Origin of the sequence: Micromonospora sp. Llam0 (assembly GCF_003751085.1) — a bacterium.
In the GTDB taxonomy this organism is placed as follows: domain Bacteria; phylum Actinomycetota; class Actinomycetes; order Mycobacteriales; family Micromonosporaceae; genus Micromonospora_E.
Window position 1 is genome coordinate 1,960,863 of the sequence record NZ_RJJY01000002.1, and the last position, 23,506, is coordinate 1,984,368.

Sequence of the window (23,506 nt, forward strand, 5' to 3'; positions counted from 1 at the left end):
GGGTCCCGCATGCGTATCGGCGAACTCGCCAAGGTCACCGGCGTGAGCACCCGGGCACTGCGCTACTACGAGGAGCGGGGTCTGCTGCCCGCCGCGCGGCTCGGCAACGGATATCGGGAGTACGACGAGCAGGCGGTGCCCCGGGTCGCCTTCATCCAGGACCTCTACCGCGCCGGGCTACCGTCGGAGGTGATCCGGGAGATCATCCCCTGCACGGGCGGCGAGCAGCCGACGGGCGACTGCTCCGGGCTGGTCGACCGGGTCCGACAGGTCCGTGACCGGCTGGCCCACCAGGAACAGCTGATCGCGCAGCGACGCCAGATGTTGGAAAGCTACCTCTCCGGCGCCGCAGCTCCGGCCGCCATGACTCGACGGGCGCCGCAGGTCCCGATCGCGTCGTGATCGTTGGCGGCGATCCATTCGTCGATCTCGGCCCGGTGGTCGGCGTAGTAGCGCAGCGCGACGTCGACGCTGTGCCGGGTCAGCCCGGTGCTGGCCATCATCTCGGTAACCAGCTCGTCGCCGTCCAGCTCCGGGGATGCGGCCTTGATGGCGTGTCGCGCGGCGATGACCTCCCACACGTCGGGGCCGCCGGCCAGCGCCGCCCGCTGCCCGGCCGGCCCGTCGCGCAGCAGGATGCCGGGGTACGTCGCGCCGTCGTACAAGCTCATGGGAGCTACTCCTCCCCGTCGAGAAGAGGAAGTGCGGGTCCGTCGTCGGTGACTCCGTCGGGCTGCCGGCCGGCGGCGGCGAGCCGCTCGTACGCCCAGCGCCAGTCGTCGCAGCGGCTCCGCAGGCAGGACACGCAGACCTTGAGCGTTGGCGAGTCGGTGTGGGCGACCAGCATGTCCCGGTAGACGGCGACGAGGTCCTCGCGGACCGGCACCGCCTCCCCGACGGACGGCCCGCTGCTCACCGCGCACCCGCGTAGTAGTGGTGCTGGCCGTTGACCTGACGCTGCGGGTCGAACCGGGCCTCGAACTGCTCGGTCTGCCATTCGCGCAGCGCGTTACGCACCCGGTCCGCCTCGCCCCAGGCCATCCGCAGCTCACGGCGCAGCTCGTCGACCTCGTCGGCGACCCGTTCCAGGTAGCCGTACACCTCGTCGGGGTCGAGCCCGCCGCGCCAGCGGCGCGGCAGGAACCGCATGGCGCGCACCGCCGGCCCGGTCAGCCGCGATCGCCGTACGCCGTTGCGCCCGCTGTTGCTCCGGTAGTCGCCGCCGGTCACGGCCGCCAACCGGTGCCGTACGGTCGCCGCGTTGCGCCTGAACACGTTGTGCCTCCTTGGGGGGAGAGAATCGTGGAGAGGCGCCGGGGCGGGCGGGATCACGCCAACCGAGTTTGCAGACCTGGGAGCCGCGTTGCCGGGCACCCGCCCCGGGCCGTGCCATCACAATGCCCTTCGTACACGGCCGGAGAACAGCGCATGTTTGGTACACGCTGCGCCGGACCGTGATGCACGTTTGTAGCGGCACCAGCGCCGAACTGCACTACCTTGTTTTCCTCGGTATCGAGCCGTGGAACTTCCACGAAATCCACAACGCCAGAAGGTTATCCACAGCCCGTTGCATTGATCTTGTTCTTCTGTGTGTACTACGTGCACCGTGGACATAGATCCGACGCGACGGGAGGGCGTCCAGGTGACGACACGGCGACACCGGTTCATCCAACACCGCAAGGCCGTCGGTTTCACTCAAGAGGGGCTGGCTGCGCACCTGTACATCGACCGCACCACCGTCGCGCGATGGGAGCGCGGCGAGACAGACCCACACCCAGCGGTACGCGCGCGACTCGCCGAGGCCCTTGACCTGCCAATTGATCAGCTCGACGCGCTGCTCAGCGCCGAGCCGACGAATCTCGCTCTGGACAGCACCGATTCCGGCGGTACGGTGGCATTTGGGGATACCGATGGAGGTGATCTTGTGAACCGCCGTACTTTCGCGATCAACACTGCTCTCGCCGGCCTCGGCATCGCCACACCGCTGCGCGACTGGATCACATCGCCGCAGGTGCCGCAGCACCTCGGCATGGAGCACATGCAGCAGGTCTCCGAGACGATCCTGGCCTTCCGGCGTGCCGACGCGGCGGTCGGCGGCGACAGCCTGTGCGACGTCGCCATCGCCATGTACCGTCGCCTGACCCGCTGGGAGCGTGAGGCAAGCTACAGCCGCCAGGTCGGCGAAGCCCTGCAGGACCGCCTCGGCGATCTGGAAGCGCAAACCGGCTGGCTCGCCCTCGACGCCGAGCGCCACGACGAGTCGCGCCACTACCTCCACGCAGCTTTCGTCCGTGCCCGGCTCCGCGACGATCCTCGACTTGAGGTGTGTGCGCTCCAGCAGCTCTCGATGCTCCTCCGCGAGACGGACCCGCAGGAGGCTTCGCGGTACGCCGAGGCCGCTCAGCGAATTGCCGCACCATGGGCCACCCCGCGCTTGAAGACCCTGCTGCACCTGCGCTCCGCCCTCGCCCACGCCCAGGCCGGCGACGTTTCCGGGTTCGGACGGGAGTTGGTGAACTCCAAAATCCAGTTCGACCGTGGTCTGCACGACGATGATCCGGTCTACATCGGATTCGTCACCATCCACGAGGTCAATGCCGCCGAAGGGCTCTCCCACCTGGCGCTCGACCGCCCCGACCGGGCCGCAGCCAGCTTCATCGGCCGGCTCGAACACCCCGATCCGGTCTTCAAACGGAACGAGTACCTGGGAAAGCTCAACATGGCTACGGCCCTGAACCAGCAGGGCGACCATGCGGGATCCGGCTCGATCGCGCTCAACGTTCTGCCCGCTGTCGCGTCGCTCAAATCTCGACGTACCCGGAAGCGTCTGGCAACCCTGCGAGCCGACCTCGGGCGGACGGCTCCCCACGTGCCGGCAGCTCGTGACTTCATCGAGGCGTACGACGCCGCCAAGGTCGCCTGACGATCCATGGGAAGTGAATGGCCTTCGCTTAAGGCGCGTGCATTGCTGCGGATCTTGATCAACCTTGGATACGAAGTCCAACGACAGACGGGCTCGCACCGCCGCCTCGTTTGTGATCGTCGCCCCCCGATAACGTTCGCCTTCCACGACAGATCAACCGTGTCTCCGCGGGCTGTTAGAGTCATCCTGGTACAGCAGGCAGGGCTGTCACTGGACGAGGCGAGAGAGGTGTTGAAGGATGCCTGAGACCGTTCTCGACCTGATTGTGGTTTCTCCACAGACCGACGAGGAAGACTGGGCCATCTACAGCCCTCAGATCCCCGGGCTGGCGGGCGGTCGCGACAGTTTTCTACAACTTCGCGAGGATCTACCCGAAATCCTCCGCTTTGCCGGAGTCGATTTGCCTGCGCACCTCCGGATCCACGTTGAGGAGATCTACGAATCAACCGATACCGACTACGTCATTCGAGTGGCTCAGGATCCTTGTCACAAGGACCGTGCGGCGACTGCCAACCGTCTCCGGGCAGCACTGACGGATGAGCGGCAGCGGTACGACCTCCTTAGCTCGCCCCGCACCCGAACGGGCGAAGTTCTTTTCATCAGCGCGGTCGCTTCCGACACGCTCGGCGAGCTGGCGGCGCAACTCCACCCCTCCGGGGACGCTGCGGTAATTGTCTGCAGCGTGGCAGACAATTTCATCTGGACCTTCCACTTCACCAACAGCGAAGAACTCGACGAAGACGCGCGTTCTCTCGTCGATCTGGGAATCTCGGAGAGCACGACCATCGGCGAGATCATGGGGCAGCGGACCAACAGCCACCCGCTGGCGGTTCTCGCGGCCTAGCCCACTAGAGACTGGACTCGAAGGAAGGCGACTTGATGGCGGTCGACGGTCTCAAGCTCGACGTCTACGACGCCGACCAGGCGAAGGCAATCCTTGAAGAGCTGGTCGCCGTCTACGTCGAGATCTACGACGAGCCGGCCGACGCGTTCCACGGCGAGGACCGCTACCGCCGGCAGATCAACGGGCACATGACGCTGCCCGGCTGGAAGCTCGTCACCGGCACAGTCGGCAACGAACTCGTCGGCTACGCGTACGGCTTCCCGCTGTCGTCGGACCGCTGGTGGGCCGGGCTGCTCACGCCCGTACCGGACGGCTTCACCGAGGAGGACGGGCAGCGCACCTTCGCGATCAGCGAACTCATGGTCCGCGAATCCTGGCGGCGACAGGGCATCGCCCGCGCGCTGCACGACGCCTTGCTCGGCAACCGCGCCGAGTCCCGAGCCACCCTGCTTGCCGACCCGAAGAACGCCCCGGCGCAGGCCGCGTACGCCTCCTGGGGCTGGCGCACCGTCGCCCAGCTTCGCCCCAACTGGGAGAACTCCCCCACCTACGACGTCCTCATCCGCCCGTAGCCCATCGAGGTGACGCCCACGCACCCTAAAACGGACGCGTGAGGTATCTCAGCGTCACCTCGACAAAGGTGCGAACCGGCTGCGGGCACGGATGGCACTTGGATGTCGTATGATTTTCCTATGGTTACCACAGTCAACCTGCCGGACGATCTGCACGCGCAGCTCAAGCAGATCGCTGAGACCGAGCACCGGTCGGCCAACGCCACCATCGTCGTCGCGATCGAGGAGTACGTCGCGAGGCACAGCAAGCGGTCCAAGGTGCGTGGGTTGGCCGCAGATGTGGCCGAGCGCCACCGTGAGCTGCTCGACCGACTGGCCCAGTGACCGTCTATCTCGACGTCGAAGACCTGCTGGAGATCGGCTCGATCGTCTTCGGTACGCCAGCCAAGGTCCGCGACTACGGGCTGCTCGCCTCCGCCGCCGCCCGACCGAGCACGATCGTCTTCGGGCAGGAGGCCTACCCCGACCTCGCGGGCAAAGCGGCCAGCCTGCTGCACTCGATCTGCGGCAACCACGCACTCGTCGACGGCAACAAACGCCTTGCCTGGGCCGCCGCGCTGGTCTTCATCAACATCAACACCGGTGCGACGATCCCGGACGTCGACGTCGACCGCGCTGAGGCGTTCATGCTCGCAGTCGCCGACGGCAGCCTGCACGAGGTCGACGCGATCGCAGCGGAGCTGCGACGGCTCGGGGTCCTCGATGAACTCAGCTCGTGATCGTGAGCGCCAGCAGGCCCTGGTCCAGCCCGATCAGTAGCGTGTCGTCGACAGTGCAGCAGGCCAGCGCTGGATGGAGCACGGGGATCGTGCGTACCGCGCGAGCGGTCGGTGGGTCCCAGACCCGGACGGTGCGGTCGTGGCTGGTCGAGGCGAGCAGGTCACGCCCACCCACCCGGACCAGGCTCAGCCCGGTCACCGGCCCCGTGTGCCCGGTCAGCCAGTGGATCGGCTGCCCCCGCTCGGCGTCCCACAACCGGATCGTGTGGTCCGCGCTGGCCGATGCCAGCGCCGGACGGTCGGCGACCACGAGCCCGCAGAGTGCGTTCACCGCGTCCTGATGCCCCTGCTGCGTCCAGAGCTGCGTGCCGTCGGTGTCCCAGAGCATGATGGTGCCGCTCTTGTCTGCGGAGGCGAGCAGCTCGCCGGCAGGCCCGGCGACCGTGGCCAGCGTCGTCACCCAGGCCAGGGTCACGTGCCCGAGTAACACCCCGCGCACGTCGCCCGAGTACGGACGCCACAGCCGGACAGTCTGGTCGTCGCCGGCAGAGGCCACCAACAGCTCCGCGTCGTGCTGCACCGGGCAGACGGCGGCGACGCGCTCGTAGTGGCCGTTCATCTCCCCCTGTAGTGTCCCGTCCCGCGCGTCCCACAGCTTGACGGCTCGATCATCGCCAGCGGTCAGGATGCGCGGTTCCTCCTCGTCGGGTACGACACACAGCGCATTGACCGGGCCGTCCGACGCCCGGAACTCGCGCAGTTGGGCACCGGTGACCGCATCCCAGATCCGTACCTGCCCGTCCAATCCGGCGGATGCGACCAGCCGGCCCTCGGCGCCCGGCACCGGGCACACTGCGGTCACCGCCCCGATCCGGTCGCGCTCGGCGACCGCCCCAGGCGGTCCGCCGCCCGGGTCCCACAGCCGAACGGTGCCGTCGTCGCCGGCGGTGGCGAGCATCCGGTTCTTCGCCGTCGGCAGCTCGCAGACCGCTCGGATCCAGCTGGCATGCCCACGCAAGCTCGGTCGGGGAATCCAGGTCTGCTGCGGGGCGCCGGTCGGCACCTCCCACATCCGGATCAGCCCGTCCTCACCGGTCGTTACCAGCAGGCAGCCATCATTGGTGTCAACTGTGCACAGATCAGTCAGCGGACCCCCGGTTTGCAGGACCTGGACGCATGCCCCGGTCAGTGGATCCCAGATCCGCACTGTGCCGTCGTAGCCGGCCGAGGCGAGCAGCGTACGGCCGGGGGTACGAACGGCGTACAGGGTGTTGACCCAGCCGAGGTGGCCGGTGAGGACGCCGATCGGTTCGCCGGTTGCCGGGTCCCACAGCCGCACCGTGCCGTCGTAGCCGGTGGAGGCGAGCAACTGTCGGTCCCCGACGGGCACGTGGGTCACCGCCGTCACCCAACCGGTGTGACTGCTCAGCACATGGCATGGTCTGCCGGTGGCCGGATCCCACAACCGCACCGTCCGGTCGTCACCGGCGGAGGCGAGCAGGTCGCCGTCGGGCATTGGGATCGCGCAGATGTTGCGTACCCAGTCGCCGTGGCCACGCAGTTCGTGCCGGCGGTGCCCGGCACGTGGATCCCACAGTCCGATGGTGCCGTCGTGACTCGCCGTGGCGAGCAGCACCTCGCCTGTAGCGAGACGCACCGCGCACACCCCGTGGATCGTGTCGTCGTGGCCGGTGAAGGTCTGCTCGGCCTGGTTGGTCAGCGGGTCCCAGAGCCGCACAGTGCCGTCGTCGCCGGCCGAGGCGAGCAGCCGACGCCCGTCGATGACGATCGCCGCGACGTCGTAGACGGCCTGCGAGTGTCCGTCGAGGATGCTGCGTTCCTGCCGGGGCGGGGTGTGCGCCCAGCCTGCCCGGTACGGGGCGGCCGCCGCCGTGATCCCGTTGTCCAGGCCATCGAGCCGGTCGACGACGGAGAACAACGCGGCCCGCTCAGCCGGCGCGGCTGCCACCGCCAGCGGGGTCCGTTGCAGGAGCCGGGCGCGGGCAACCGCGAGCGGCGTCTGGGCCGCGTCCGCCACCGTGAGTAACCGGTCCAGGTGGGCATGCAGCAGATAGTCGTTGTCGGTGAGTAGGTCGTCGACGGCGCCGGCGCGGGACGCGTGCTGCGGTAGCGACCGCAGCAGGTAGTCGGGAGCCGTGGCCCATCCGGTGGCTCGCGCGGCGGCGGTCCAGCTCGCGAGCAGCCGGGCGTGGTCGTCACGCCGCGCCGCCTGCGCGTCCCGATCGGCCAGCAGCGCGTCGTTGAGCGCCTGGTGGAACAGCCGGTACACGGGCTGAGCGCCGCCGCCGGTCTCGACGAGGAAGTTCGCCGCCGAGGTTCGCGCGAAGTCGGCGAGTTCCGGTTCGGTGACCGCCCCGCCGAGGGCTTCGATCGCGGTCTGCCACAACGGCAGCGGCAGTCCTGGCGTCTCGGCGTACGCCAGGGCGGTCAACGCCAGCCGGGCCGATGTCCGGCCGGCGGTCGGCAGCCCGGCCAGGTAGGTGTCCAGGGCGTGCGCCACGGTAGCGGTGAACGACACCTCGTCCGGGTCGATCGCGATGTTGTCGCGCAGTGCGTGAGCGCGGGCGACCAGGCCAGCGACCAGAAAGTTTCCCTTGGCGAGAGCGGCGATGCGGCGGGCGAGCGGCGCGGCGACGGCCGGATCGGCGTACGGGTTTCCTGGTCGTTCGGCGCCGATCAGTTGCAGCGTCGCCTGGGCGTAGTCGGCCAGGTCGGATTCGGCGAAGTACTCGGGCGCGTCCAGGTCGACGAGTTCCGCGTTACCGCCGAAGCGGCTGATCAGGTCACCGTGGTCGTCAGAACGCCGGGTGCCGATCACGATCCGCAGACCCCGAGGGCCACAGTCACGGGCCAGGGGCATCAGGATGTCGTCGATGACCATGCGCGCCTGCGCCGGGTCGGTCGCCTCGTCGAGGGCGTCGAGGACCAGGGTGAACCTGGTCCGCCGGTGGTTCAGCTGATCGCGCACCGCAGGCATCAGATCAGCCGGTACGCCGGGCAGCTCGACGGCGACGGCACGGGCGATCTCGGCGGCGACTTCGAGGGCTGTCTTGCCCTTGACATGCACCGCGCAGGAGACCGCACCGACCGGAGCTCGGACGGCCACGTCGGTGTCGGCCAGCTCCCCGCTGATCTGCTGGTCGGCGGTGGTGACGATCCGCCCGAGTACGGCCGACTTGCCGACCCCCGGCGACCCGGTGACGATCAACGGCCGGCTGACCGGTTCGGCGCTGTCGATCCAGTCGACGATGCGGTGCAGAGCGGCGGCCCGGCCGCGGAACCGCGCGCCGCCTTCGGTGTCGACCGCGACCCCACGCGCCCTGGGCAGCCAGTGCCGGCCAGCCTCGCCGTCGGTGGCCAGGGCCCATCCCCAGGCGGCGAGGGCGGCGTCGTCCGCGTCGGCGGCCCGCCAGGCGGACAAGGTCGCCAGCTTCATGTCCGGTAGTTGCTGGTCGGCGTAGTGCAGGGTCACGGCCTGACCGCCGCCCTGGGCATCGGCGGTGACGACGACGCCGACCACCGCCTGGTACTCGGATGACCAGACCGCACCGCCGCTGAACCCTTTGCTCAGCTGGGTGGCCGGCGAGGTGTGGATCATGACGCGGCCCCACCCACCGGGCTGGCCGACACTACCTTCGGCATGGCAGCCGCCGACCACGTACGTCGGGAATCCGTACGTCCAGTATGGAGTTCCAGCCAGTGGCTTGGCGGGCAGACAACGAAGTCGGGCCGGAGTCACCGAGGCCGGCACCGGCTCCACGAGTTCAAGCATTACCAGGTCGACCTTGGCGTCCCGCATCCCGTCGTGCGGGCAGCCGCCGATCCGGCGGCGGTCGAACCAGGTGACCTTCTCGGCCAGTGGAAACGAGATCCAGAGGTCGTCGTGCAGCTGCCCGTCGTTGCCGAACACGACATGGTGGCAGGTCAGCACCAGGTTGCTCTCCACAACGATGCCGGTGCCGACGGGGGTGTCCTGTTGCTGCCCGCGGTGCAGGGCGACCAGCCAGGAGCAGTCGTCGGGTCCTGCGGTCACCAGCCGCTCCGTCCCGGTCAGCGCCGCATCGTGGTGCCGGCGTCCGGCGCCCCACCCGGATACCAGCCGAGGGTGACCTCGAAATTTCCTTCAGCCGCCGCCTTGGCGACCACCCAGTTGGCCGTTCCGGTCGCCTTGATGCCGAACTTCACCTCGACGGCATCCGGGGAGACAGCCTTGACCTGGTCCAACAACACACTGGCGGCGGCGATGGCAGGAGCAGCGGACTCCCGTACCCAGCCAACGACGTCGCCGACCCCGGCCGGCTGAAAACCAACCGGCGGATCGATCTCGACCATCGCTACCGTCTTGTCGTCGACCTGGTAGCGGACCACTTCGGACTGCACCGCACACCTCCGCTGCCCGACAGAAACGGGCATAAGACCGCAGCCCGCGCTTTGCGGACCGCCACCCGGGTTGCACCGACCAGCCATGCTGCCTCTCACCGACGAGATTTGGCAACGGTTCTATTCATGATCACCTTCCGACCCCTGCGAACAGGTGTTTCAGGCGACCTCCTGCCCTGCGACATTGAAGATCCACTCATAGCGGAGTGTCAGCTATCTGCACCGTACGGACGAACCTTGCGCCGATCCGGCGGTATCGGCAGAATCGGCCAGTGCCCAGGCCACCCCCGGCCCGGCACCTCATCTTCCCGGCCACCCCGAGCTATTGATCATCGCCATGTCGATGCGACCGCTCACGCCCCTTGAGGAGCACCGCATGTCGGAGAAGGAACTCACCCTCGTCGAGCGGTGCGTACTCATCAACCTGATGGTCAAGGCCGCTCCGCTGCAGCAGAGCTACCTGATCAACGTCGCGGGCGTCACCGGGCTCAAGGCGACCCATCGCCGCACCCTGGAAACCCTTGGGCTGATCGAGGTGACGGAGAAGCCGATCACCCTGCACCTGACCGACAACGGGTGGCAGGCAGCCAAGGCGGAGTTGAGCAAGGACGAGCCACCGAAGGGTGCCGGCACCGCCGGTGCGACGCTCTACACGGTGCTCGACTTCGTTCGTCGGCTGATCGACCACTCGGGCGTGCCCGCCGACGACCTGTTCCGGATGCAGTTCAAGCCCAACGAGATCGCTTCCACCATCGACCCGGCAGAGCCGGCCGCGACGACGGCCAACGGCAGCGGAGCGAGCCAGGTCGACGTGGCCACGCGGATCCGGCGGGCGTACCAGGAGCTGATCGACCAGCCCGGCGACTACGTCATGCTGGCCGCGCTGCGGGCCGCGCTCGCCGATCTGTCTCGCGACGATCTCGACGCCGCGCTGATCAAGCTCAACCAGGACCCCGACGTGCAGATCGTGCCGGAATCCAACCAGAAGGTACTCAGAACGCAGGAGCGCGACGCCGCCGTCAGCATCGGCAATCAGCTCCGGCATCTGATTTCGATCTCGCCCTCATGACCGGTCCCACCGGGATGACCGATGAGCAGCGGCGGGCGCTGGCCGCACTACGATTCAACTGGGCACCGACCCCGGACGATGTCTGGAAGCCGATCCCGTTCCACGTCGAAGGACTGCATCACCAGATCATCGAAATGGTGATGGAGGGCGTCGCCGAGGCGGATCACAGCGTCGACTCCAGCCCGGTGGGTCTGGCGATCCTGGGGCAACGCGGCACCGGCAAGACGCACCTGCTCGGCGCGGTGCGTCAACGGGTACAGACCGCCGGTGGCTTCTTCTTTCTTGTCAAGCTCCTGGAGGCCAGCGCGTTCTGGCGGAGCACCTCGCTGTCCCTGCTGGAGGATTTCGTCCGACCGGCACCGGACGGGACCTCTCAGCTGCGCACCTTCCTGCGCAGACTGGCCGACGAGGTCGACGCGCCGCGGGCCGTCCGTCGGTCGATCACCGGCGACACCGAGCTGACCCGGCACGCCCTCGATGCCCTCGTGGACCAGGTACGCAAGACCAATCGCCAGATCGGCACCGAATGCCAGGACACTGCTCGGGCACTGGTGCTGTACGCCAGCGACGACGGCACGGCCCAGGACCTCGGCCACGATTTCCTGTCATCCAGCGACGAGGAAAGCCCGGGAGCGCTGGCCGCCTGGGGCATCCGACGTAGCAAGCGAGCACCGCAGGAAATCGTCCGCGACGCGTCCCGGCTGCTCGCCCTGGTCGGGCCTACCGTGATCGCGCTCGACCAGATCGACCTGATGGTCGCGCAGTCGGTCAAGTCCACCAGTCGCGAGGTACGCGGCGAGGTCGACTGGCAGACATCATTGCTGCTTGAGCAGATCGCCAGCGGGCTGATGTCGCTCCGGGAGAACACCCGCCGCTCATTGTCGATCGTCGCCTGCCTGCCACAGACCTGGCAGAGCATCAAGGTGCAGGCCACCGACACCGTGCAGGACCGGTTCCGGGAGGCGGTGCGGCTCAAGGAGATCCCGTCGCCGGAGATCGGCCGCGAGCTGGTGGAGAAGCGGTTCGGCCTGGTCTTCGACGAGCTGGGCTTCACCCCGCCGTACCCGACGTGGCCGATCCACCCGTCAGCCTTCACTGAGGTCGTCCAGTTCACGCCGCGCGAACTGCTCCGTCGGATCGACACCCACGTGCGCTCCTGCCTGGGCGACGGGCAAGTGCGCGAGCTCACCCACCTGCTGCATGCGCAATCCGGAAACAACGGCCCGGCCACGAGGTCCGATGCCGTTCCCACACCCGATCGGTCCGACAAGTCCGAGGTGCAGGAGGACACGCAGCCGGTGCCGGCCGAGTCCGACGAGCTCGCCAAGATCGACATCAGCTACGCCGAGTTGATCGAGTCAGCCGAGACCGTAAGCGCGGTGCAGCAGTCCAGCGAGGACCTGAGGGTGCCGGCGCTGCTACAGGCCGGGTTGACCGCGTGGATCGCCGCCCAGGGCGGATCGGCCGATGAGTTCAGCCTCGACCCGCTGCCGTTCAGCGGCAAGCCGGCCCTGCACGCCCGGTTGCGGCGGACGCTCGACGACGAGACCGAGGACGAAGAGCACTGGTCGTTCCGGGCCGTCTGCGCCCCGCACCACATCGCGGCGCTCAACCGGATCCGCAACGCCATGACCACCGCCGGGTTGACCGAAGGGGTCACCAAGCGGCGACTCTTCCTGCTCCGCAGCGCGGGCTGGTCCGCCGGTGCGCGTACGCGTGAACTGCTCGACGCGTTCACCAGAGCTGGCGGGCGGACGCTTCCCTTCCCCACAGCGGACATCAGGCGCCTTGCCGCGCTGGAACGGCTGATCCAGCAGTACGGGTTGGAACGGCTGCGGCCATGGTTCGCCACCCGGCAGCCGGCCTCCGCTATCGCTGCCCTGCGCGACGCGCTCGATGGCGGTGCCGACGCCGGCAGGGACAGCGATGCTGACAGTCACGACACGACGGCACCAACCGAGCCCGATCCGGCCATGCAACCGGTCGGCCCGCCGGTGCGCGCGGTCGGCCGGGCCTCCGTATCGGTGATGCCGGCGGCCAGCGAGAACTCGTCCGCTGGTCGAGGTGGACCCTCCGAGCAGCCGGTGGCGCTGCCAGCGCCTGAGCAGGCTCAGGTGCTGGCCGGGATAGACCCGTACGAGTTGGTGGTCGGTTCCGTCGCCGGACGGCCGGACCCGGTCCGGATGGGTCTGGAGTCACTTCGCCGGCACACGGTGATCTTCGCGGGCTCGGGATCCGGGAAGACAGTGCTGATCCGCCGGCTTGTCGAGGAGTGCGCACTGCGTGGCGTGTCCGCGATCGTGCTGGACCCGAACAACGATCTCGCCCGACTCGGCGATGCCTGGCCGGAGCAGCCGACCGGCTGGGGCCCTGCGGATCCGGATCGAGCTGCTGCCTACTTGGCCGGTACCGACGTGGTCGTCTGGACGCCGGGGCGTCGTGCCGGCCGCCCGCTGAGTTTTCGACCGCTGCCGAACTTCCGTGACGTGCTCGACGATCCCGACGGGTTCCGCGCCGCCGTGGACTCAGCCGTCGCCACGCTCGCACCACATGCCCGGGTAGACGGCGGTACCGACAAGGCGAGGCTCGGACGAGCCGTGCTGCGCGAGGCGCTGACCGGGTACGCCCGAACCGGCGGCAGCGACCTGCGGGAGTTCACCGATCTGTTGAACGAACTGCCGGACGGGGTCAGCCAGCTCGACAGCGCACCGAAGCTCGCAGCAGGCATGGCACAACTACTGAAGGCCGCGTTGATCGACGATCCGCTGTTCGGCGGTGACGGCACTCCTGTCGATCCGAGCACCTTGCTCACGCCGCCGCCGGGACGACGTGCACGCGTCTCGGTGATCAGCTTCGTCGGACTGCCGCACGACCAGCAGCGGCAGAGCTTCGTCAACCAGTTGCAGCTCGCCCTGTTCACCTGGATCAAGCGAAATCCGGCCGGCGACCGGCCACTCGGTGGGCTGTTGGTGATGGACGAGGCCCAGACCCTCGCACCGTCCGGCTCAGTCACCGCCTGCACCCAGAGCACCCTCGCGTTGACGTCGCAGGCCCGCAAGTACGGACTCGGCCTGGTTTTCGCGACCCAGGCCCCGAAGGCGTTGCACAATCAGATCCCCGGCAACGCTGCCACTCAGTTCTTCGGCCTGTTGACGGCACCGGTGCAGATCGAGGCGGCCCGCGACGTCGCACGGGCCAAGGGCGCCGACATCGCTGACGTCGGCAGGATGCGCACCGGACAGTTCTACGCGGCGGTGGAGGGCGCGCGGTTCGTCAAGCTCCAGGCACCGATGTGCCTGAGCCACCACCCACGCAGCCCGCTGACAACTGAGGAGGTCGTTCAACGAGCCGCTGTCCGCGAATGACCGTCTGTTCGCGGCGCGAGACACGCCACGCCAATCAGCGAATTGACAGCGTCCAGCCCGCCGGGAGCGGGGGTAGCCCCGGCCATATCGGCCGAGGCCACCTTTGTTCGGGACGGATCAGTTGGACGGGTCGGATCAGGCCGGAGAGAGGCCTTCGGCGTAGTCGTACAGGCTCTTGATGTCGTTGTCGAAGTACGGGCCGTCGAATTGACCGTTGCCCGGGTTGTCACCGTGGCTGACCACGCTGTTGATGTACCCGTAGCCGGTCGAGTCGTTGTATTCCTGCAGCCAGGGTCCGCCGCTGGAACCGTACGTCATGTTGCAGTACATCCGGATCTGCTGGCCACCGGCGTTCCACGTGGTGCCCTGGCAGAAGTACTGGCTCTCGCCGCCGCCCAGGTTGGACGGGTAGCCGAGGGCGGTGACCGAGACGCTGTAGCCGTAGTTCCAGCGCAGTCCGTGGCCGCCGACCGTCTCGACGACCTTCAGGCCGTAGGAGCCGCCGTTGTTCATGATGGCGATGCCCATGTCCTCGGCGAAGCTGCTGCTGTTCACCCAGGCGGTACGGGCGGTGAGGCTGTACGCCACGAAGGTGCCGTACGGCCGCGAGCCGTTGCGGTACCGCGGGACAAACTGCCAGTTGCTGTACCACTGCCCACCGGAGCCCTGGTGCACGCAGTGACCGGCGGTCACCACCAGTCGACGCTTGCCGCTGGCGACGGTGCTCGCCGAGCAGGAAGCCCGGCTGCCGGTGGGGGTGGTGAAGTAGACCTTGCCGACGGCCTGCGACTCGTTGAGCAGCATCCCGACATCGCCGCCGGTGTCGATGCTCGGGGCGACCGGCGCCACCGCGCCCGCCGGCCCGTTGGGCTTGGCGACCCGCTCCGTCGACTCGGTGCCCTTCGCCGACCTTGCGAAGGTCAGGTCAACGGCCGACGCCATCCGCTCCTCGGTCCAGTAGTCGGTGACCTCCTTCGCGATCTTCGCGTTGGTGATCGCCCGGCCGTCGAGGGTGCGGGCGACGGCACTCGTGTTGCCGTCCGACTTGAACGGCGCCGACTCCGCCTGGGCGGCCGGCGCGCCGGTCACCACCAGCGCGAGTGCCAGGCCGGCCATCGCCGACCAGCGCAGTGTGGATTTCAAGAGACCCTCCCTTGTCTTGGTACCCCATCTGGGCGCTAGCAGCGTATGGGCATATCTCTATTGATCACAACGGAAGAAAAGAGACTGATCACGGACACTCGCGAAACCTGCCGCTTGAACTGCATGGATGGCCATCAGAATCATTGGATCCAAATCTCCCGAACCGCTTCGACGCCACGAGAGCGGGAAATACCACGGAGGAGAAGGGATTTCATGTCGCGTTTATCCCAAAGCATCGCGAAATACGTCCGAAATACAAGCCATGTGAGTTTCCGGACGCAGCGACGAACATTTGTGGCAGGAGTCCGACGGCATGTTTCAGAACTGACCGGTAGCAGTCAGAAAAGAGCCTGTCGACAACGGAAGGCACGAACGAACCTGGCCGACCTGGTCGGCCTGGCCGATCTAGCTAGCTGATCTGGTCGATCTAGTTGATCTGGTCAACCGGGCGGTCCGGGGCGACCGGGCCGAGCACGACGGTGCCATCCGGCTCGACCCGCCAGCCCGGGTTGCAAGCGACCTCCCAGACCGTGCCGTTCGGGTCGGCGAAGTGCCCGTGGTAACCGCCGAAGTCGGCCCGCTGGCCCGGTTTGAGGACCGTCCCGCCGGCCGCCCGCGCCTCGGCGAGCACCCGGTCGACGTCGTCCGGCGTCGGCACGTTGTGCGCCAGCGTGAACCCGCCCGGCCGGGTCACCACCGCCGCAGCCGGGTCGATGTCGCGACCGAAGGCGTCCGCGTCGAACAGGCCGAGCATCAGGCCCGGCCCGATCTGAAAGAAGATGATCTCGCCCGGGTACGTCGAGCGTCGGACGCCAGCCCAGCCCGTCGCGGTAGAAGCGCCGTGCGGCGGCCAGGTCGGCGGTGGCCACGGTGACGAAGTGAACCTGCTGCCGCACCTGCTGCCTCCCCGCTTCGACGAACCGGTCCCGATCACCGACCAGACTGCCACGGGTGGGCGAGCTGTTGCACGGCGGCGAGCTGGGCGTTCGCCTCCCCGATGAGTTCCGACGCCTCCGCCGTTGCCGCCGCCTGGCCCTCCTCGTCGTCGGCAAACCGGCGCTGCGCGTCACCCATCACGTCGTGCACCAACTGGACCGCCCGGTCCACGTGCCCGACCGCCAGGTACAGCCGGGCCAGGAACAGCACCTCGAAGGTGATCTGCGGATCCTGCCAGCCCGGATGGCGACGGGCCCGCAGCAGCAGCTGCTTCTCGATCGCCTCGAAGCCCAGACCCCGCTGAGCCAGCCGCTCGGCACGGCGGGCCAGTACCCGCAGGTCGTGCTCGACGTCGCGGGGTGCCGTCCCGGCCGCGACGAGGACGAGCAACGCCCCGAACAGCGCGACGTAGACGCCGACACCCGGGCCGATGTCCAAGCGGGCACCGTCCGGTCCGGCGACATCGCCGATCTCGGCGTGGTTCAGCATTGCCCAGGCGAGGGCCAGCACGCCCGCCCCGGCCAGCAGGGCCACGAACGCGTCCCCGCCGGAGAGTCCGGCCCGCGAACCCAGCGCCGACCCGCCAGCGGCGGTCTCCACCGCGCCGTAGGTGACCGCGCTGGCGTCCGGACCGGCGACCCAGGGCAGCACCGACCCGAGCACCAGCAGCAGTCCACCGCCGGCCGCTGATCCGGCGGTGAGCAGCCCGCGCAACGGTAGGCGTACCCGGTTGACAAGATTCAGTACGGCGCTCGTCATGACGGCAGCCGGACAAGGTCGGCGGTGGCGGTCACCTCGGTGACGTAGCAGACCACCGGCACCAGCAGGACCGCCGCCCCACAGCCAGCCGATGCCGACCCCGCTGGCCGGGCCGGCACCCAGCCGGCGCGTGCCGCTGGACCGTTGTCGCTCCTCCAGCCGCCGTGCATCTTCATGCCGCTGGCGTTCCTGCTCGCGCCGGTACGTCTCCTGCTCAGCACCGGCCCGCCCACCCCACCGGGCGCTGCTGAGCTCGGACTCACTCAACGCCTGAAGCGGCTTGTCCGGATCCATCGACGTCACCCCCTACCGGTCTGGTCACTCACGGTCACGGCCTCACGGTCACGGTCGGGCTGCCCGGCTGGTCGCCCGCTGCCGGAGGATCAGGGTTACGAGGCAGACCAGCAGTCCGGCAGCCGGGCCGACCAACCCTGCGGCGGCGGCCCGACCATCCGGCTCGGGCGGCAGCGGGCCGACGGCGAACCCGGCGACGCCGTCACCGGCGTACCGCTCGACGTCGGCCAGCGCCACCCGGTACTCGCCCGGGGCGAGCGCCACCTCGCCGACACTCCAGCCGAGCAGCTGCGCCGACCCGGTCGTCACCCGGTGGTCGTAACCGTAGGCCGGCCCGACCAGCACCGGATCGCCGTCGGCCGTCGCCACCTCTACGTCGATCGCCCGCCGCCAGGGCGGCGTCTGCTCGGCGATCATGGGCTGCTCGGCGAGCCGCTGGCCGGTGATGGTCAGCCGGTAGATCTGGTCCTGGCCGGTAGCCAGCAGGGTCGCCTCGTCGATCCAGCAGGCCAACTCGTAGCCAGGCGACTCGAACTTGGGCGCATCGGCGATCTGGTACGGGTCGCCGATCTGCGCACCGGCCCCGGCCAGTACGTACTTGGCGCCGACGGTCCCATCAGGGGTGACCACCAGCACCTTGCCGTCCTCGTAGGTGGGCACCGGCACGTCCGAGTCGGGGAGGTAGAACGGCTGGCCGACGACAGCGCGGGGCATCTTCGCCTGGATCTGCTCCTCGTGGCGACGGTCCTCACCGTCCAGCCCGACCGACATCAGTCGGGTCGCCCGGTTCTGGTACTGCCAGTACCAGAGCCGCCCGGTGCCGTGGTGTACGGCCGGCTGGGACTGCACGGCCTTGTCCGGTACGGACTCGCCGTAGCCGGACAGGTCGGTGAAGGATCCGTCCAGTGCGTGCAGCCCGACCCGGGTTTCGAAGCCGATCGGCTCGGCGCGCTCCTTGCGGACCACCACCAGCTGCCGGTAGTCGGGGGTGAAGTCCTCCTGCCGCAGCAGGCTGCTCAGCACGTCCTGGACAGGATGGTCGGCGTACACCTTGGGGGTGAACCGCCAGTTCTCGGTCACCGCGCCGTCGATGGTGACGCTGTAGACGACGATCTCCTCATCGGTCAAGGTCTGGGCGAACACCGCGCCGGGGGCGAGGGTGCTGCGAGCGACCGCCGCGCCGCCTTCGGCGCGGCCTGACCTTCGTCGTCGGCCGGGTCGCTGCCACAGCCGGCGAGCAGACCGAGCGCGGCCACGGCGAGTACGGCAGCCGACCGGCATCGGATCGCAGTCCTGGGTGGATTCATCGGCGCCCCCATCAGCAGACCCGCGATCCACGTGCCTGGCCGGCAGGGCTCTCGTTCACCAGGTCCAGAGCGGCGGTGGGTTCCGGGTCGCTTACGCATAAGTCATCCGTTTGGTCAATCGCTTGGTCGGCTGGGTGCAGGAGGGCCGGCCAGCTCGATCCAGCGCCGGCAGACTCCGGGCCACCGTGGTTCGGCACCGCTCAACCACAGAGCCGACAATGGTCCGGAGCCGGTCCACCCACCGGCAGAAGGAGAGTCGGGAAGATGGCGTTGCTGAGCCTCACGCGACTGGCCGGCCGCTCGGCGGCGGTCACCGTCGGCGACCAGTCGATGTCCGGCGACGACCTGCTTGAAGCCGCGACCGCCGTCGCCGGGCAGGTCGCCGGCGCCGGCACCGTCGCGGTCGACGCCACCGCCAGCCTCGACACGGTCGTCGCGCTCACCGGTTGCCTGCTGGCCGGCACCACACTGGTCCCCGTACCGCCGGACGCCGGCCCGGTCGAACGCGGCCACATCCTGCGCGACTCCGGCGCCCAGCTCCTGCTCGGTCCCGACCCGACGTTGCCGGCCGGAGGCGGCATTGACCGGGGCGGGCCAGGCCAGCATCCGGCCGTCGGGCCCGACACCCCCGCGCTGATCCTCTACACCAGCGGCACCACCGGCGCGCCCAAGGGCGTGCCGGTGACCAGCGCCAACATCGCCGCCGACCTCGACGCCCTCGCCGAGGCCTGGGCGTGGACACCGGACGACACCCTGGTCCACGGCCTGCCGCTGTTCCACGTACACGGTCTGGTGCTCGGTGTCATCGGCGCGCTGCGCGTCGGCTGCCGGCTGGTGCACACCGGCCGGCCCACCCCTGAGGCGTACGCCGCCGCTGGTGGCACGCTCTACTTCGGCGTACCGACGATCTGGTCCCGGATCTGCGCCGACCGGCCCTCCGCCCGGGCGTTGCGCGCCGCCCGGCTCCTCGTCTCCGGTTCGGCGGCCCTGCCCGCCCCGGTCTTCCACACCTTGGCCGAGCTCACCGGTCAGGCGCCGGTCGAGCGGTACGGGATGACCGAAACCTTGATCACGGTGAGCAGTCGCGCCGACGGCGAGCGGCGACCCGGCTGGGTAGGTACGCCGCTCGCCGGCGTACACACCCGGCTGGCCGGTGAGGCCGGCGAGCAGTTGCCGGCGGACGGCGAAACCATCGGCGAACTGCAGGTTCGCGGCCCGATGGTGTTCGACGGCTACCTCGGCGCCGCCGGGCGCGGCGACTTCACCCCGGACGGCTGGTTCCGCACCGGCGACGTAGCGACGATCGACCAGGCCGGCTGGCACCGAATCGTCGGCCGCGCCTCGACCGATCTGATCAAGAGCGGTGGCTACCGGATCGGTGCCGGCGAGGTGGAGAACGTGCTGCTGACCCATCCGGCGGTACGCGAGGCGGCGGTCGTCGGCGCACCCGACGCCGACCTCGGGCAACGGGTCGTCGCGTACGTTGTGGCCGAGGGCGTGTCCCCGCAGTCGCTGATCGACTTCGTGGCCACCGAACTCTCCGCCCACAAGCGGCCACGTGACGTGCGCATCGTGGACGCACTGCCGCGCAACGCGATGGGTAAGGTACAGAAGAAGCTACTGCACGACGACCGCCGGTGACATCCGACCACTACCGACAGTCACCACATCGACATCAGCCGAACGGCTGATGTCGAGCGTTCAAGGTCGGTGCCATAAGTTTTCTTTACTTGCGGCTCAAGAAATCATCATTTCTGGCGCTGAAGTTGATTCTTGATTGAACCGCTCCCTAACGTGTGCGTATGGCCCGGGGCGACCAGTCGTCCGCTCCCGGTGAACCCCGCCGGCACCGTCGTGCCCGAGCCTAATACCGACATCCCAGTACGGTGAGCATTCGGAAGGTGTGCACATGGGACAACCGGCTCACAGACGCGCCGCCAGACCCGCGAAGGGCGGACGGGCGCGCCGCGCCGTCATCGCGGTCGCGACCCTGTCCGCCTTCGGGGTCCTGATCGCCGTCAGCCAGATCTCCAGTGCTGGAACGGATCGCAAGGCCAGCGAGCAGGTCAACGGACTCGAGGTGCTCGGCACCGGCTGCGACGACAGCTCATTGGAGCCGCACGACGGTTTCCAGGTGGGCAGTCGCTGCGTCTCGACGGCGTTCGGCGAGGTCGGTGCGGCAGAGCAGAACCCGACGCTGCTGATCACCGAGTCGCCGGAATCGGTCGGCATCGGCGAACCGTTCCAACTGCGAGTCAGCACCCGCAATCTGGTCCGGGACCGCTTCCTGCCGGCGGCTCAGGGCGGGTACTACGTGGAGTCCGCGCTGCTGACCGGAGACGGGCTGACCCGCGGTCACTTCCACACCGCCTGCCGGATGCTGACCAGCACCACCGAGGCGCTCGATCCGGAGCCGGTGCCGGCGTTCTTCGTCGCGACCGAGGACGGTGGCGGCGGTGCCGAGCCGGATGTGGTCACCATCCAGGTGCCCGGGCTGCCCCAGGAGGGGATCGCCCAGTGCGCATCGTGGGCCGGCGATGGATCGCACCGGATCCCGATGATGCAGCGGGCCAACCAGACCCCGGCGATCGACGCCGTCCGTATCGAGGTGCGAGCCGGCGGAGCTGAGGAACCGCCGGCCGAAGAGCCGCCCGCTGAGGAACCACCAGCCGACGAACCACCGGCAGAGGAACCACCGGCCGAAGAGCCGCCCGCGGAAGAACCGCCGGCAGAGGAACCACCGGCCGAAGAGCCGCCCGCGGAAGAACCGCCCGCTGAGGAACCACCAGCCGACGAACCACCGGCTGAGGAGACACCGGCGCCGGCCAGCCCCGAGGCGGAGGTCACCGACGATCCGGCACCGCCTGCGCAGGACGCCGAGCCCACGCCGGAGCCGACCGAGACCGCTGCCGAAGAGGAAAAGGAAGCCGACCCGACCGCAGAACCGAGCGCGGACCCGAGCCCGACTGCCGCCGCCGGTGGAATCAATGCACCAGCCGTGGACAACCTGGCAAACGAAGCGGATGCTGACGAGTCAGCCAGTCCGCTGGCACTGACCGGCGCGAACACCATGAACTTCCTGGTCGTCGGCCTGGTGCTGATCGTCGGCGGAGTGATCCTCGTCCACCTGACCCAACGTCGCCGCTACCCGAACCGGGATCACTGACCGCGACACCTCCGTACCGCACAGCTGTGCCCACCGCGCTCAACCGCGCGGTGGGCACAGCTGTCCTGCCCAAGACTGTCGCCGGGCCGCACGGCTCAGGCGCTGAGCTGGACAGTCAACTGGTAGTCGTCGATCAGTCCGGTCAGTACGTTCGCCGCTGCCTGGTCAACCACCTGCCAGACCACGGACACCACGTGGTTCCCCGGGCCCACCCGCCGGCAGGCCTGGGTAGCGTTGGACTGCCCGATGTCCGTGGTGAACATCAGATCGTTGTCCGGCGGCATCGGAGCACCGTCCAGCAGAGGCACCGCCGCGCCGGGCAACGGCACCGGATTGGCGGTCTCCGCGACGGGATACCGGAGTGTCGTTCAGGCGGACCAGGCTCGCGATCTGAGCACCCCGTTACCGGCCGCCGGACCATCGCCGGCGGCCGCGTAGGCTGCGTCCACCTCCACCTTGACTTCCTCCCCGCCCTAAGGGACGGGGATTCCCTGGGTCGCCCCAGGGGGTTCCTGTTTCACCGACGACCGCCCTGTCCGAGAGGAGGACTCCCGGTGAGGTCTTACACCGCCTCCACAGGCAATCACGGAGAGCCCCTCCGCGAGAATGTTGCGGGCCGCGTTCACGTCCCGGTCATGGGCCTGCCCGCACCGGCAGGTCCACGACCGGACCGCCAACGGCATCCGCTCGGCCAGTACGCCACACGCGGAGCACAGTCGGGTCGACGGGAACCAGCGGTCCACGACCACCAGATCGCGGCCGTACCAGTCGGTCTTGTAGGTCAGCATGCTGCGGAACTGCCGCCAGGCCGCATCCGAGACGGCGCGGGCCAGACTGTGGTTGGCCATCATGGTGCGGACGGTCAGGTCCTCGATCACGATCGTTTGGGTTTCACGAACGAGCCGAGTGGTCAACTTGTGCAGGTGATCGCGGCGGCGGTCGGCGATCCGGGCATGAACCCGGGCCACCGTCAGGCGGGCCTTGGCCCGGTTCGCCGAACCTTTGGCCTTGCGTGCGAGGTTCCGCTGGGCACGGGCCAGCCGATCGCGGTCGCGGCGTTCGTGCTTCGGGTTGGGGATCTTCTCCCCGGTGGACAGGGTGAACAGGCTGTCGAGGCCGGCGTCGACCCCCACCACGGCGGTGGTGGCCGGGGCCGGTTCGATCCGGTCGTCGCAGAGCAGGGAGACGAACCAGCGGCCCGCCGGGTCCTGCGACACGGTCACCGTCGACGGCGCCGCACCCTCCGGCAACGGTCGGGACCAGACGATGTCCAACGGTTCGGACATCTTCGCCAGGGTCAGCCGGCCGTCGCGCCACCGGAACGCGCTGGCGGTGTACTCCGCCGACCGACGCGACCGCTTCCTCGACTTGAACGTCGGATACCGGGCCCGTTTCGCCCAGAAGTTGGTGAACGCGGTCTGCAGGTGCCGCAGCGCCTGCTGCAGAGGGACGCAGGAGACGTCGTTGAGGAACGCGAGGTCGTCGGTCTTCTTCCACGCGGTGAGCATCGCCGACGTCGCGTTGTAGGTGACCCGTTCCCGGCGTTGGGTCCACGCCTCGGTGCGGGCGGCCAGCGCCTTGTTGTAGACCAGCCGGACACAGCCGAACGTCCGGGCGAGCTCGGCGGCCTGCCCGGGGGTGGGGTAGAAGCGGTACCTGAACGCCCGCTTCACGGTCCTGGACACAGTCCACAGTCTAGCGATTCGGTCGTGAGCCGTGGGGTGGCGTGTGGGGTGGACGCCGATCCGCCTTGGCGGCGGATCGGCTTTCCCTGCCCTGCTCCGCAGGAGTTCCGTTTCCTCCCCGGCCGCAACGCCGGAGTATCCACGGAAGGACTCTGATGACGCCACCGTGACGCAGCTCCGCACCATGGTCACACCCGAGCGGAGATCCGATCACGAGGAGCGCAACATGATCAGCAGGGTGTGGCGGCGGCGGATGGCCGTCCTGTCGGCCACGGCAGTCACGCTGACCGGTACGACGCTGACCGGCGGGACGCTGACCGGCG

22 protein-coding genes are annotated in these 23,506 nt (G+C 68.9%); 11 read left to right on the top strand and 11 right to left on the bottom strand.

Annotated features, from left to right (window positions below; genetic code table 11):
* Nucleotides 1-9: 9 nt before the first annotated feature.
* A complete protein-coding gene (locus EDC02_RS36160; RefSeq protein ID WP_123606597.1) occupies nt 10-402 on the top strand; it encodes a MerR family transcriptional regulator in 393 nt (130 codons plus the stop codon).
* On the opposite strand, the gene EDC02_RS36165 is transcribed toward EDC02_RS36160, so the two are convergent.
* The 3 genes from EDC02_RS36165 to EDC02_RS36175 are packed head-to-tail and all read right to left on the bottom strand — an operon-like array spanning nt 333 to nt 1,275.
* Complete coding sequence (locus tag EDC02_RS36165; RefSeq protein ID WP_123606598.1) at nt 333-671, bottom strand: hypothetical protein; 339 nt, start codon at nt 669-671, stop codon at nt 333-335. The genes EDC02_RS36160 and EDC02_RS36165 overlap by 70 nt on opposite strands.
* A gap of 5 nt (nt 672-676) precedes the next feature.
* Nucleotides 677-916, bottom strand: coding sequence for a hypothetical protein (locus EDC02_RS36170; protein ID WP_123606599.1), 240 nt, complete (start codon nt 914-916; stop codon nt 677-679).
* Nucleotides 913-1,275, bottom strand: coding sequence for a hypothetical protein (locus EDC02_RS36175; RefSeq protein WP_123606600.1), 363 nt, complete (start codon nt 1,273-1,275; stop codon nt 913-915). Before EDC02_RS36175 ends, EDC02_RS36170 begins: the two co-directional genes overlap by 4 nt.
* Nucleotides 1,276-1,642: 367 nt before the next feature.
* Here EDC02_RS36175 and EDC02_RS36180 point away from each other — a divergent pair, with 367 nt between their 5' ends.
* The 6 genes from EDC02_RS36180 (at nt 1,643) to EDC02_RS36205 (ending at nt 5,058) form a co-directional block, all read left to right on the top strand.
* On the top strand, nt 1,643-2,923 hold the full coding sequence (locus EDC02_RS36180) for a helix-turn-helix domain-containing protein (protein ID WP_158632428.1): 1,281 nt from the start codon (nt 1,643-1,645) through the stop codon (nt 2,921-2,923).
* Nucleotides 2,924-2,929: 6 nt separating this feature from the next.
* Entirely contained in the window at nt 2,930-3,169 is a 240-nt protein-coding gene (locus tag EDC02_RS43015; protein ID WP_123606602.1) for a type II toxin-antitoxin system HicA family toxin, read from the top strand.
* Nucleotides 3,162-3,767 (top strand): hypothetical protein, encoded by a 606-nt coding sequence (locus EDC02_RS36190; RefSeq protein ID WP_123606603.1) that lies wholly within the window; start codon nt 3,162-3,164, stop codon nt 3,765-3,767. Before EDC02_RS43015 ends, EDC02_RS36190 begins: the two co-directional genes overlap by 8 nt.
* 35 nt (nt 3,768-3,802) lie before the next feature.
* Nucleotides 3,803-4,339, top strand: a complete 537-nt coding sequence (locus EDC02_RS36195; protein ID WP_123606604.1) for a GNAT family N-acetyltransferase — start codon at nt 3,803-3,805, stop codon at nt 4,337-4,339.
* A 120-nt stretch (nt 4,340-4,459) separates the two neighbouring features.
* On the top strand, nt 4,460-4,663 hold the full coding sequence (locus EDC02_RS36200) for a CopG family ribbon-helix-helix protein (RefSeq protein ID WP_123606605.1): 204 nt from the start codon (nt 4,460-4,462) through the stop codon (nt 4,661-4,663).
* On the top strand, nt 4,660-5,058 hold the full coding sequence (locus EDC02_RS36205; RefSeq protein WP_123606606.1) for a type II toxin-antitoxin system death-on-curing family toxin: 399 nt from the start codon (nt 4,660-4,662) through the stop codon (nt 5,056-5,058). Before EDC02_RS36200 ends, EDC02_RS36205 begins: the two co-directional genes overlap by 4 nt.
* On the opposite strand, the gene EDC02_RS36210 is transcribed toward EDC02_RS36205, so the two are convergent.
* Both EDC02_RS36210 and EDC02_RS36215 read right to left on the bottom strand, forming a co-directional pair.
* The gene (locus tag EDC02_RS36210; protein ID WP_123606607.1) at nt 5,048-9,112 is read right to left on the bottom strand and encodes a trypsin-like peptidase domain-containing protein; all 4,065 of its coding nucleotides are present in this window, start codon (nt 9,110-9,112) and stop codon (nt 5,048-5,050) included. The two genes, EDC02_RS36205 and EDC02_RS36210, sit on opposite strands and share 11 nt — an antisense overlap.
* Nucleotides 9,113-9,129: 17 nt before the next feature.
* Nucleotides 9,130-9,459: a CU044_2847 family protein gene (locus EDC02_RS36215; protein WP_199758045.1), complete on the bottom strand. Its 330-nt coding sequence runs from the start codon at nt 9,457-9,459 to the stop codon at nt 9,130-9,132.
* A 376-nt stretch (nt 9,460-9,835) separates the two neighbouring features.
* On the opposite strand from EDC02_RS36215, the gene EDC02_RS36220 reads away from it, so the two are divergent.
* Both EDC02_RS36220 and EDC02_RS36225 read left to right on the top strand, forming a co-directional pair.
* Entirely contained in the window at nt 9,836-10,528 is a 693-nt protein-coding gene (locus tag EDC02_RS36220; protein ID WP_123606609.1) for a hypothetical protein, read from the top strand.
* Nucleotides 10,525-13,893, top strand: coding sequence for a helicase HerA domain-containing protein (locus EDC02_RS36225; RefSeq protein ID WP_233606618.1), 3,369 nt, complete (start codon nt 10,525-10,527; stop codon nt 13,891-13,893). Before EDC02_RS36220 ends, EDC02_RS36225 begins: the two co-directional genes overlap by 4 nt.
* Nucleotides 13,894-14,028: 135 nt before the next feature.
* On the opposite strand, the gene EDC02_RS36230 is transcribed toward EDC02_RS36225, so the two are convergent.
* From EDC02_RS36230 to EDC02_RS36250, 4 genes are all read right to left on the bottom strand, one after another.
* Nucleotides 14,029-15,009, bottom strand: a complete 981-nt coding sequence (locus EDC02_RS36230; RefSeq protein WP_370461627.1) for a serine protease — start codon at nt 15,007-15,009, stop codon at nt 14,029-14,031.
* Between the two features lie 454 nt (nt 15,010-15,463).
* Nucleotides 15,464-15,790, bottom strand: a complete 327-nt coding sequence (locus tag EDC02_RS36235) for a VOC family protein (RefSeq protein ID WP_199758046.1) — start codon at nt 15,788-15,790, stop codon at nt 15,464-15,466.
* A 176-nt stretch (nt 15,791-15,966) separates the two neighbouring features.
* Nucleotides 15,967-17,025, bottom strand: a complete 1,059-nt coding sequence (locus EDC02_RS36240; RefSeq protein WP_148083773.1) for a hypothetical protein — start codon at nt 17,023-17,025, stop codon at nt 15,967-15,969.
* A 48-nt stretch (nt 17,026-17,073) separates the two neighbouring features.
* Nucleotides 17,074-18,168, bottom strand: a complete 1,095-nt coding sequence (locus tag EDC02_RS36250) for a hypothetical protein (RefSeq protein WP_123606613.1) — start codon at nt 18,166-18,168, stop codon at nt 17,074-17,076.
* Between the two features lie 428 nt (nt 18,169-18,596).
* Between EDC02_RS36250 and EDC02_RS36255 the strand changes: the two genes are divergently transcribed.
* Together EDC02_RS36255 and EDC02_RS43020 are read left to right on the top strand one after the other, a co-directional pair.
* Nucleotides 18,597-19,973, top strand: coding sequence for an acyl-CoA synthetase (locus EDC02_RS36255; protein WP_123606614.1), 1,377 nt, complete (start codon nt 18,597-18,599; stop codon nt 19,971-19,973).
* Nucleotides 19,974-20,241: 268 nt separating this feature from the next.
* Nucleotides 20,242-21,498: a hypothetical protein gene (locus EDC02_RS43020; RefSeq protein WP_370461600.1), complete on the top strand. Its 1,257-nt coding sequence runs from the start codon at nt 20,242-20,244 to the stop codon at nt 21,496-21,498.
* 95 nt (nt 21,499-21,593) lie between these two features.
* Here the strand turns inward: EDC02_RS43020 and EDC02_RS36270 are convergent, their stop codons facing one another.
* Both EDC02_RS36270 and EDC02_RS36275 read right to left on the bottom strand, forming a co-directional pair.
* Complete coding sequence (locus EDC02_RS36270; RefSeq protein ID WP_148083774.1) at nt 21,594-21,782, bottom strand: hypothetical protein; 189 nt, start codon at nt 21,780-21,782, stop codon at nt 21,594-21,596.
* Between the two features lie 189 nt (nt 21,783-21,971).
* On the bottom strand, nt 21,972-23,183 hold the full coding sequence (locus tag EDC02_RS36275) for an RNA-guided endonuclease TnpB family protein (RefSeq protein ID WP_123606616.1): 1,212 nt from the start codon (nt 23,181-23,183) through the stop codon (nt 21,972-21,974).
* Nucleotides 23,184-23,506 lie beyond the last annotated feature (323 nt).

Bases quoted from the DNA above. Each gene is read 5' to 3' on its own strand.
- EDC02_RS36255 (WP_123606614.1), top strand. From the start codon at position 18,597: ATGGCGTTGCTGAGCCTCACGCGACTGGCCGGCCGCTCGGCGGCGGTC.
- EDC02_RS36195 (WP_123606604.1), top strand. From the start codon at position 3,803: ATGGCGGTCGACGGTCTCAAGCTCGACGTCTACGACGCCGACCAGGCG.
- EDC02_RS36200 (WP_123606605.1), top strand. From the start codon at position 4,460: ATGGTTACCACAGTCAACCTGCCGGACGATCTGCACGCGCAGCTCAAG.
- EDC02_RS36240 (WP_148083773.1), bottom strand. From the start codon at position 17,025: ATGGATCCGGACAAGCCGCTTCAGGCGTTGAGTGAGTCCGAGCTCAGC.
- EDC02_RS43015 (WP_123606602.1), top strand. From the start codon at position 2,930: ATGGGAAGTGAATGGCCTTCGCTTAAGGCGCGTGCATTGCTGCGGATC.
- EDC02_RS36160 (WP_123606597.1), top strand. From the start codon at position 10: ATGCGTATCGGCGAACTCGCCAAGGTCACCGGCGTGAGCACCCGGGCA.
- EDC02_RS36230 (WP_370461627.1), bottom strand. From the start codon at position 15,009: ATGGCCGGCCTGGCACTCGCGCTGGTGGTGACCGGCGCGCCGGCCGCC.
- EDC02_RS36225 (WP_233606618.1), top strand. From the start codon at position 10,525: ATGACCGGTCCCACCGGGATGACCGATGAGCAGCGGCGGGCGCTGGCC.
- EDC02_RS36165 (WP_123606598.1), bottom strand. From the start codon at position 671: ATGAGCTTGTACGACGGCGCGACGTACCCCGGCATCCTGCTGCGCGAC.
- EDC02_RS36190 (WP_123606603.1), top strand. From the start codon at position 3,162: ATGCCTGAGACCGTTCTCGACCTGATTGTGGTTTCTCCACAGACCGAC.
- EDC02_RS36220 (WP_123606609.1), top strand. From the start codon at position 9,836: ATGTCGGAGAAGGAACTCACCCTCGTCGAGCGGTGCGTACTCATCAAC.
- EDC02_RS36235 (WP_199758046.1), bottom strand. From the start codon at position 15,790: ATGCTCGGCCTGTTCGACGCGGACGCCTTCGGTCGCGACATCGACCCG.
- EDC02_RS43020 (WP_370461600.1), top strand. From the start codon at position 20,242: ATGGGACAACCGGCTCACAGACGCGCCGCCAGACCCGCGAAGGGCGGA.
- EDC02_RS36270 (WP_148083774.1), bottom strand. From the start codon at position 21,782: ATGCCGCCGGACAACGATCTGATGTTCACCACGGACATCGGGCAGTCC.